The sequence below is a fragment of the Pseudomonas sp. AF03-9 genome, from assembly GCF_020515815.1.
In the GTDB taxonomy this organism is placed as follows: Bacteria; Pseudomonadota; Gammaproteobacteria; order Pseudomonadales; family Pseudomonadaceae; genus Aquipseudomonas.
Map to the genome: position 1 here is coordinate 697,003 of NZ_JAHPJF010000002.1, position 9,251 is coordinate 706,253.

At 62.7% G+C, this 9,251-nt stretch carries 8 protein-coding genes; 7 read left to right on the forward strand and 1 reads right to left on the reverse strand.

Annotated features, from left to right (window positions below; translation table 11 throughout):
• Positions 1-31 precede the first annotated feature (31 nt).
• The gene (locus LIY36_RS06910; RefSeq protein ID WP_226455210.1) at positions 32-1,249 is read left to right on the forward strand and encodes an HD-GYP domain-containing protein; all 1,218 of its coding nucleotides are present in this window, start codon (positions 32-34) and stop codon (positions 1,247-1,249) included.
• Positions 1,250-1,256: 7 nt separating this feature from the next.
• On the opposite strand, the gene LIY36_RS06915 is transcribed toward LIY36_RS06910, so the two are convergent.
• Positions 1,257-2,120, reverse strand: coding sequence for an MBL fold metallo-hydrolase (locus LIY36_RS06915; protein WP_226455211.1), 864 nt, complete (start codon positions 2,118-2,120; stop codon positions 1,257-1,259).
• Between the two features lie 94 nt (positions 2,121-2,214).
• Between LIY36_RS06915 and LIY36_RS06920 the strand changes: the two genes are divergently transcribed.
• The 6 genes from LIY36_RS06920 to LIY36_RS06945 all read left to right on the forward strand — a co-directional run bounded on the left by LIY36_RS06920 (position 2,215) and on the right by LIY36_RS06945 (position 9,233).
• Entirely contained in the window at positions 2,215-2,550 is a 336-nt protein-coding gene (locus tag LIY36_RS06920) for an ArsR/SmtB family transcription factor (protein WP_071487178.1), read from the forward strand.
• Positions 2,551-2,602: 52 nt separating this feature from the next.
• A complete protein-coding gene (locus tag LIY36_RS06925; RefSeq protein ID WP_226455212.1) occupies positions 2,603-3,847 on the forward strand; it encodes an NAD(P)/FAD-dependent oxidoreductase in 1,245 nt (414 codons plus the stop codon).
• Positions 3,848-4,660, forward strand: a complete 813-nt coding sequence (locus tag LIY36_RS06930; RefSeq protein WP_226455213.1) for a sulfite exporter TauE/SafE family protein — start codon at positions 3,848-3,850, stop codon at positions 4,658-4,660.
• 145 nt (positions 4,661-4,805) lie between these two features.
• Positions 4,806-5,981: a porin gene (locus LIY36_RS06935; RefSeq protein WP_192296698.1), complete on the forward strand. Its 1,176-nt coding sequence runs from the start codon at positions 4,806-4,808 to the stop codon at positions 5,979-5,981.
• A 221-nt stretch (positions 5,982-6,202) separates the two neighbouring features.
• Positions 6,203-7,348 (forward strand): nitric oxide-sensing protein NosP, encoded by a 1,146-nt coding sequence (nosP, locus tag LIY36_RS06940; RefSeq protein WP_192296697.1) that lies wholly within the window; start codon positions 6,203-6,205, stop codon positions 7,346-7,348.
• Entirely contained in the window at positions 7,290-9,233 is a 1,944-nt protein-coding gene (locus LIY36_RS06945; RefSeq protein WP_192296696.1) for a PAS domain-containing hybrid sensor histidine kinase/response regulator, read from the forward strand. Before nosP ends, LIY36_RS06945 begins: the two co-directional genes overlap by 59 nt.
• Positions 9,234-9,251: the final 18 nt, after the last annotated feature.

Sequence of the window (9,251 nt, forward strand, 5' to 3'; positions counted from 1 at the left end):
GTAGCGGGTCAGGCCTTGGGGGGGGTGATAGATGCTCAAATGCATTGCGTGTTCTCAGGTCTGCCTGGGCATGTACCTTCATAAACTGGATGGCCCTTGGATCGGCCACGGGTTCTGGAAGAGCAGCTTTTTATTGGACTGCGAAGACGACCTGCAGCGTTTGTTGACGTCGCAGGTCCAGCGGGTCTGGATAGACACTGCAAAAGGCTGCGACACGCCGCCGCCCGCCCGCCCGGCCCAGGTCACGCTCAGCAGCCCGGTCAAAACGCGCCCGGTGGAACCGACTCCGGCAGAGACAAAGGCGGAGGTCGCGCGCGCAGTGAGGGTGTGTGCGGTCGCCAAACGTGCAGTGGTCAGTATGTTCAGCGACCTGCGCATGGGGCGGGCGGTGGATGTGCATCATGTGGCCGGCCTGGTGGAAGAGATTTCGCAGTCCATGCTGCGCCATCCCCATGCCTTGCTCAGCCTGGTGCGGCTGAAAAAGGCCGACGAATACACCTACATGCATTCCGTCGCGGTCAGTGGCTTGATGATCGCGCTGGCACGGCAGTTGGATCTCTCTGCGCAGCTGGTCCAGGAAGCCGGGCTGGCGGGGTTGTTTCATGATGTGGGGAAAATGATGATTCCCGAGGCGATTTTGAACAAGCCGGCCGGGCTTACCGAGGTGGAGTTTCACACCGTCCGCCAGCACCCGGTGGAAGGCGCCCGGTTGCTGCGTCTGTGCCCGCAGATCAGTGCCTTGGTGCTGGATGTGTGCCTGCATCACCACGAAAAATCTGACGGCAGCGGTTATCCCAGTGGCTTGGTGCAAGAGCAGATCAGCCTGTTCGCCCAGATGGGGGCGGTATGCGACGTCTACGATGCGATCACCTCGGAGCGCCCTTACAAGCGCGGCTGGGGGCCCGCCGACGCGATCCGGAAAATGGCGGAGTGGAAAGGTCATTTCGATGATCAGGTGTTCCAGGCGTTTGTGCGCTGCGTGGGGATTTATCCCGTCGGCGCCTTGGTGCGCCTGGAGAGTGGGCGCATTGGCGTGGTGGTCGAACAAAGCCCGAAATCGCTACTCACCCCCAGGGTCAAGGTGTTTTTCTCTGCACGGTCACGCTTGCCGATTCCCCAGGTTGTGGTGAACCTGGCCGAACAAAGCGACAAGATTGTCGGCCGGGAAAATGCCGAAGAGTGGGGCTTCAAGCACGTCGACGAACTGTGGTCGGGGCTTGCCCCCTCCAAGTCGTCGTACTTTGAGTGACATCGATTCAGAGCTGGTTGAGCGGAATCTTCAGATACACCACCCCATTGTCTTCCGCCGGCGGCATATTCCCCGCCCGTACATTCACCTGGATCGCCGGCAGCAGTAGGGTCGGCATGCCCAGGCCTGCATCGCGTTGGGTGCGCATCGCCACAAACTGCGCCTCATCCACCCCGTCATGCACATGAATATTCCCGGCCCGTTGTTCCGCCACGGTCGTCAGGCATTTCGCCGCGCGGCCCTGCGGTGGGTAGTCATGACAGACGTACAGTTCAGTTTCCAAGGGAAAGCTCAGCAACTTGCGCATCGACCCATACAACTGCCGCGCATCGCCGCCGGGAAAGTCGCAGCGGGCGGTGCCGACGTCGGGCATGAATAGCGTGTCGCCCACCAGGATCAGCCGGCCATCGATCAGGTAGGCCATGTCCGCCGGCGTATGCCCCGGCACGTGCAGGGCCTGGGCCGTGAGGTTGCCGATATGAAACACCTCATCCGGCGCAAACAGATGATCGAACTGCGAGCCATCGGCGCGAAACTCCGGCTCCAGGTTGAACAGGTTCTTGAACACACCCTGCACGGTGCTGATGCACTGGCCGATGGCGATCTTGCCGCCCAGGGTGCGCCGCAGGTAAGGCGCAGCTGACAGGTGGTCGGCGTGGGCGTGGGTTTCCAGCAGCCATTGCACGTGCAAGCCCTGCTCGCGCACGAAGGCGATGACCTTGTCGGCCTGGGTGGTATCGGTACGCCCCGATGCCGGGTCGTAATTGAGTACTGAGTCGACGATGGCACACGGGCTGCCGTGGTGTTCATAGACGACGTAGGTGTAGGTCGACGATGCCTCGTCCAGAAAGGCTTGAATCAACGCTGGCATGGCGGCTGTCCCCGGTGGAGAAAAAAGTGGTTACAATCAGTTTACGTTTTCACATAATGTTTTGAGCTTAAGTGACGCAAAGGACCCGAGGCAAATGGAATCTACTCTGAGTGAAGGCGAAGTCGCCCAGTTGCGCGCATCGGCGTCCAAGGCCTGTTCATTGCTCAAGGCGCTGGCCAATGAGGACCGCCTGCTGATCCTCTGCCAGTTGACCCAGGGCGAACGCAATGTCGGCGAGTTGGAAACCATGACCGGCGTGCGTCAGCCCACACTGTCGCAGCAGTTGGGCATCCTGCGTGATGAAGGGTTGGTCGCCACCCGCCGCGAAGGCAAGTACATCTACTACGGGCTGGCCAGTCACGAAGTGATCCAAGTGATGAAGACCCTGTCCGGCCTGTACTGCGGCGCGGTCATCAAAAGTTGGGCGTGACGCCATCCGGCAGCGCCCCTTGTGTGCATTGAATAAAAAAAGGCAATAGACCATGACCGACCAACACTGGGGACCGACCATCAGTGGCGATATCGTAGTCATCGGCGGCGGCTCGGCAGGCATCGGCCTGCTGGCCAGCCTGCTCAAGCGCGACCCCCACCTGAACATCACCCTGATCGAACCCAACGATTATCACTGCTACCAACCCGCCTGGACCCTGGTGGGCGGCGGTGCCTACGACGTGCGCAAGACCCGCCGGCCCCTGGCCGATGTGTTGCCCAATGGCGTTGCCTGGATTCAGGCTGCCGTCAGTGAACTGCTGCCAAACGAGCGCACCCTGGTCCTCGACAGCGGCCAGCGCGTCAGCTGGCAAAACTTGATCGTGTGCCCCGGCCTGCGCCTGGCCTGGGAGCAAATCGAAGGGTTGCAAGCGACCCTCGGGCACAACGGCGTCACGTCCAACTACAGCTACGAACACGCGGCCTACACCTGGCAACTGGTGCAGCAACTCAAGGGCGGCAAGGCGATCTTTACCCAGCCCGCCATGCCGATCAAATGCGCCGGCGCGCCGCAGAAGGCCATGTACCTGTCCTGTGATCACTGGCTCAGGCAGGGCGACCTGAACAACATCGACGTCGAATTCAACCTCGCCGGCATGGCGCTGTTCGGCGTGCCGACGTTCGTGCCGCCGCTGATGAAGTACGTGGAGAAATACAACGCCCGCCTGAACTTCAGGTCCAACCTGATCAAGGTCGACGGGCCGGCCCGCAAAGCCTGGTTCGAGGTGCACGACGCTGACGGCACCGTCACGGTGGAAGAACGATTCTTCGACCTGTTGCACGTGGTCCCGCCCCAAGTCGCCCCGGATTTTATCCGCCAAAGCCCGCTGGCCGACGCCGCCGGCTGGTGCGAAGTGCACCCCCACAGCCTGCAACACCTGCGTTACCCGCATATCTTCGGCCTCGGTGACGTGTGCTCCACCAGCAACGCCAAGACCGCTGCGGCGGTGCGCAAGCAGATCGTGGTGGTGGCCGAGAACCTGCTGGCCCTGCGTCAACAGGCGCCGCTGCCGCTCAAGTACGACGGCTATGGTTCGTGCCCGTTGACGGTGGAGAAGGGCAAGGTGGTGCTCGCCGAGTTCGGCTACGGCGGCAAGCTGTTGCCGACCTTTGCCCTGGACCCGACCCGTGCGCGCCGTTCGATGTGGTTGCTCAAGGCCACGTTGCTGCCGTGGTTCTACTGGAACGGCATGCTCAAGGGCCGTGAATGGCTGACCCGTCTGAGCAAGGTGGACTGAATGCTGCTCGCCACGGTGTTGGGATTATTGATGGGCCTGGTCATGGGCCTGACCGGCGCGGGCGGCGGCATCCTCGGGGTGCCGGCGCTGGTGCTGGGGTTGGGCCTGAGCATGACCCAGGCCGCGCCGGTGTCGTTGCTCGCGGTGGGCGCGGCGGCGGCGGTGGGGGCGATCGACGGTCTGCGCCACGGCCTGGTGCGCTACCGCGCCGCGCTGCTGATTGCCTTGTTGGGCGCGTTGTTTTCGCCGGTGGGTGTGTTCCTCGCCCATCAACTGCCGGAAGCCGTGCTGATGGGCCTGTTCAGCGCACTGATGGTGCTGGTGGCCTGGCGCATGTTGCAGCGCGAAAAAACCGAGGCCGGGCCGAGTGATCACGGCACCGCGTCCTGGGGCCAGAAAAACTGCATGCTCAACCAGCAGACCGGACGCCTGGCCTGGACCGCCAAATGCAGTGCGACCCTGGCGGCGTTGGGCGCGGTGACCGGCGCTGTCTCCGGGCTGCTCGGCGTCGGTGGCGGCTTCCTGATCGTGCCCGCGTTCAAGCAGCTCACCGATGTACAGATGCGCGGCATCGTCGCCACCTCGTTGATGGTGATCAGCCTGATCTCGTTGATCGGCGTGGCGGGCTCATTCCATGCCGGGGTGCGGATCGAATCGGTGGGCTGGGTGTTTATCGGCGCGAGCATCGTCGGCATGCTCGCCGGCCGGCGCCTGTGCTCGGTGATTCCTGCGCGCACCTTGCAGGTCGGGTTTGCCGGCCTCTGTGTACTGGTGGCGGTCGGCATGTTGATCAAGGCCGGTCTTACGCACTAAGTGCCGGGCCTGGCTTACGCCGAACTTGCCGGGCACCCGCGGCCCGCCCAAAGCACCCGCAAACCAAGGCCAAGGCAGCGTAGGCCGTGGCTTGCGGGGTTTCGATAATCGCCTCCGACATCAAGTCCCCGTTGCGGAGCGCGCCATGCATAACAATAAGAATGTCCCCCTGCGTCTGTTGCCTGCCTTCATCGTTGGCCTCGGCCTGAGCCCATTGGCCAACGCCGAAATCATGCTGTACGACAAGGACGAAACCACCTTTTCCACCGACGGCTACATCAACGCCTTCTACGTCAACAGCGACGTCGACCGCGCGGGTGACAAGTACGACCGCCGCCAGGCCCGCGTGAAGATGGGCTTCTTGCCCAACTACCTGGGCTTCAACATGAGCAAGCAGGTCGACGACCTCAAGCTCGGCGCCCGCGCTTCGTTCTGGGTGACCATCAACGACAGCGAAACCAACGGCACCGACACCGCCATCGACGTGCGCCAGTTCTACGGCACCGTGGCCAACCCGGAGTGGGGCGAAGTGCTGATCGGCAAGGACTTCGGCCTGTTCGCCCGCTCCAACATCCTGCTCGATGAGTTGCTCGCCGGTTACGGCCAGGTCAGCGACAGCCTCGGCCTGGTGGACGGCGGTGGCGTGTCGTTCGGCAACATCGGCAGTGGCTACCCGTACCCGTTCCCGAGCTCGCAGATCACCTACCGCACCCCGGTGATGGATGGCCTGCGCGTCGCCGTCGGCATCCTCGACCCGGTCGACACCAACGACAGCAGTGCCCTGGGCAAGGCCTACCAGAAGAACCCGCGCACCGAGAGCGAGATCACCTACCAGTTCGACGTTGGCGGCGCGAAGATCTACAGCTGGCTCAACGGCAGCTACCAGACTTCCGACAACACCGACTCCAACGTCGCCAGCGTCACCTCCAAGGGCCTTGGCTACGGCGTGCAGGCCAAGATGGGCGGCTTGTCGCTGACCGGCTCGGGGTTCCAGGCCAAGGGCATCAACCCGTTCTTCACCAACAACGCCGGGGAGGCGACGTTGCGTAATGTCGACAGCAACGGCTACCTGGTGCAGGGCTCGTACAAACTGGGCAAGAACCGCCTGGCGCTGTCCTATGGCAAGACCAAGGACGACGGCAACGGCGTGGTCGGCAGCGGCGCGGATTATGAAACCCGTGGGATTGCGCTGTTCCATGACGTGAATGCCAACCTGAAGCTGGTGGCGGAGTACAACCAATTCCAGATCAAGGGGCATGACACCAATGCGCAGAATGAAGACACCGATACCTTCGCCGTAGGTGCTGTCTTGACTTGGTAACGCAGTCATAAATGTGGGAGCGGGCTTGCTCGCGAAGACGGAGTGTCAGTCAACAGATTCATTGGCTGATCCACCGCTTTCGCGAGCAAGCCCGCTCCCACATTTTAGTCTCCAGTGTTTATCAGAGTCTCATCCCAACGCATCCCCCCACCCAGTACCCAAGTAGCATAGGGCCCACCCCTCGGCCTTCGTACACTGACGCCTTAGAGGGGGAACCAACGATGCACAACAGTGAAGGCGTAGTCAGTGCCATGTCCCAGGCCACCGATGCCGGGCAGGCCGCCGAAGAGTTGGCCCGGCAGTTGCTGCACCCGTACCTGGGTTTTGTGCTGTTTTTCTGCTCTGCGTCCTATGACCTGCAGGCCCTTGGCCAAGCGCTGCAACAGTGCTTCGGCAAGGTGCGCGTGGTCGGCTGCACCAGTGCCGGCGAGATCACACCCCAGGGTTACGGACGCAATTGCATCACCGCGATGGGCTTCAACCACGCGCACTTTTCCATCGCCACCGAGCTGATCGATCAAGTCGAGCACTTCAGCCTGATCGGTGCCCAGGACATGGTCGAACGCCTGGTCGGCGGCTGTCGCAGCAACACCCTGGCGCCGATCAAGGGCAACACCTTCGCGCTGACCTTGCTCGACGGGCTGTCGAGCCGGGAAGAAATGGTCCTCGCCGCCCTCAGCGCGGCCCTGGGCGACATCCCGCACTTCGGCGGTTCGGCCGGCGACGACAACTTCCTCACCCACACCCACGTGTACTTCAATGGTGTGTTCCACAGCGGCGCGGCGGTGGTGGTGCTGGTCAATACCTGGCTGGATTTCGAGGTATTCACCACCCACCATATCCTGCCGCGCACCGAAAAGCTGGTGGTGACCGGCGCCGACAGCCCGTCACGCCGGGTGTTCGAACTCAACGCCGAACCGGCCGCCGAAGAATACGCCAGGCACATCGGCGTAGCCGTGGCCGACCTCGACCACCGCGTCTTCGCCGCTCACCCGTTGGCAGTGCGTATCCACGACCAGTACTACGTGCGCGCTATCCAGCAAGTGCACGAAGACCTCAGCCTGAGTTTCTACTGTGCGGTGGAAAACGGCATCGTGCTCACCGTGATGCGGCCCGGGCCGATCCTGCCGAACCTGCAAAGCCTGTTCGACGGCCTGCACACGCGCCTCGGCGACCTGCTGCTGACCATCGGCTGCGACTGCTTCCTGCGCCGCATGGAGTTGGAAGACAACGGCGACCTCGAACACATCGGCAATTACCTGCGCGAGAGACGGGTGCTGGGCTTCAATACCTACGGAGAACAGTTCAATGGCATGCACATCAACCAGACCTTCACCGGGGTCGCCATTGCCCGTGGCCGACGCTGAACTGCGCGCCCAGGTCGCCCAGCTGCAACAGGCCAATCACAAATTGGCGCGGATCAACGCGGCCCTGATCGAGCGTATCGAATCCGGCATGACCCAGGGCAACAACCCGTACACCACGTTCCAGCATTCGGTGGTGCTTGCCGAACAGGTGCGCGAACGCACCGACGCGCTGAACCAGGCGATGGCCGAACTCAAGGCCAGCAACCACCTGTTGATCAACGCGCGGCTGCGCGCCGAAACCCTGCGCGGCGAGCAGGCCGCGGCGCAAAAAGCCCAGGAAAGTGAACGCTGGATTCGTCTGATCACCGACAACGTGCCGGCGCTGATCGGCTACCTCAACGCCGACCTGGTCTACGAGTTCACCAACAAAGTCTACGAAGAATGGTACTGCTGGCCGCGCGGCATGATGCTCGGCCAGAGCCTGCGCGAAGTGCACAGCGAGCAGCACTGCCAGCGCCTCGACGCTTACGTCGCCCGCGCCCTGGCGGGTGAGAGCGTGACGTTCGAATTCGCCGAAACCAACATCAACAACCAGGAGCGCTACATGCTGCGCTCCTACGTGCCCAACCTGCTCGCCAGTGGCGAGGTGGTGGGGATCTTCGTGCTGATCCGCGACATTACCGAGCGCCGCCGCACCGCCGAGGCCCTGCACCAGGCCTATCAACACCTGGAGCAGCGCGTGGCCCAGCGCACCTCGGAACTGACTGCGCTCAACGATCAGTTGTTGCAGGAAATCGACGAGCGCCGACGCATGGAAACCCGCCTGCGCGAAGCCAAGCAAGAGGCGGAAAAGGCCAACCTGTCGAAAACCAAGTTCCTCGCCGCCGTCAGCCATGACTTGCTGCAACCGCTCAACGCCGCACGCCTGTTTACCAGCGCACTGCTGGAGCGCCCCAGTGAAACCCTGGTGCGCAACGTGAGCAACTCCCTGGAAGACGTGGAAAACCTGCTGGGCACCCTGGTGGATATTTCCAAGCTCGACGCCGGGGTGATCAAGGCCGACATGGCGCCGTTCGCCCTCAGCGAACTGCTGGAAAACCTCGCCGCCGAATACACCGAACTGGCCCGCGCCGAAGGTCTGGAGCTGCACTTTGTCGGCTGCTCGGCGCTGGTGCGCAGCGACATCCAGCTGCTCGCACGAATCCTGCGCAACCTGCTTAGCAACGCGTTGCGCTACACCTACCAGGGCCGTGTGGTGCTGGGCTGCCGACGCCAGCAGCAGCGTTTGCTGATCCAGGTGTGGGACAGCGGCATGGGCATTGCCGAGGAACGCCTGGAGGAGATTTTCCAGGAGTTCAAGCGCGGTGACGTCCAGCGCCCGGACCAGGATCGCGGGCTGGGCCTGGGCCTGGCCATCGTCGAGAAAATCGCCGGAATCCTTGGCCATCGCATCAGTGTCAAATCCTGGCCGGGCAAGGGCTCGATGTTTAGCGTGGAAGTGCCGCTCAGCGCCACCGCGCCCAAGTCGCTGCCGATGCCGTGCATGAGCGAAGCGCTGCTGGAACGTTTGCAGGGCGCGCGGGTGTGGGTGCTGGATAACGACGCGGCGATCTGCGCGGGCATGCGCACCTTGCTCGAAGGCTGGGGTTGCCGGGTGACCACCGCCTTGTCGGAACAGGACCTGGCCCGGCAGGTGGACAACTACCATGCCGAGGCGGACCTGCTGATCGCCGACTACCACCTCGACGACGACCAGAACGGCGTCGACGCCGTGGCCCGCATCAACGCCCGGCGCGGCACTGCGATCCCGGCGTTGATGATTACGGCCAACTACAGCAATGAGTTGAAGCAGCAGATTCGTGAGTTGGGGCATACGTTGATGCATAAGCCCGTGCGGCCAATGAAGTTAAAGACAGCGATGAGTCACTTACTCGGCCGCCCCTGACAAAACGCAGATCAAAAT

Coding starts and splice junctions, on each gene's coding strand:
- nosP (WP_192296697.1), top strand. CDS start 6,203: ATGCACAACAGTGAAGGCGTAGTCAGTGCCATGTCCCAGGCCACCGAT.
- LIY36_RS06920 (WP_071487178.1), top strand. CDS start 2,215: ATGGAATCTACTCTGAGTGAAGGCGAAGTCGCCCAGTTGCGCGCATCG.
- LIY36_RS06915 (WP_226455211.1), bottom strand. CDS start 2,120: ATGCCAGCGTTGATTCAAGCCTTTCTGGACGAGGCATCGTCGACCTAC.
- LIY36_RS06910 (WP_226455210.1), top strand. CDS start 32: ATGCTCAAATGCATTGCGTGTTCTCAGGTCTGCCTGGGCATGTACCTT.
- LIY36_RS06935 (WP_192296698.1), top strand. CDS start 4,806: ATGCATAACAATAAGAATGTCCCCCTGCGTCTGTTGCCTGCCTTCATC.
- LIY36_RS06930 (WP_226455213.1), top strand. CDS start 3,848: ATGCTGCTCGCCACGGTGTTGGGATTATTGATGGGCCTGGTCATGGGC.
- LIY36_RS06945 (WP_192296696.1), top strand. CDS start 7,290: ATGGCATGCACATCAACCAGACCTTCACCGGGGTCGCCATTGCCCGTG.
- LIY36_RS06925 (WP_226455212.1), top strand. CDS start 2,603: ATGACCGACCAACACTGGGGACCGACCATCAGTGGCGATATCGTAGTC.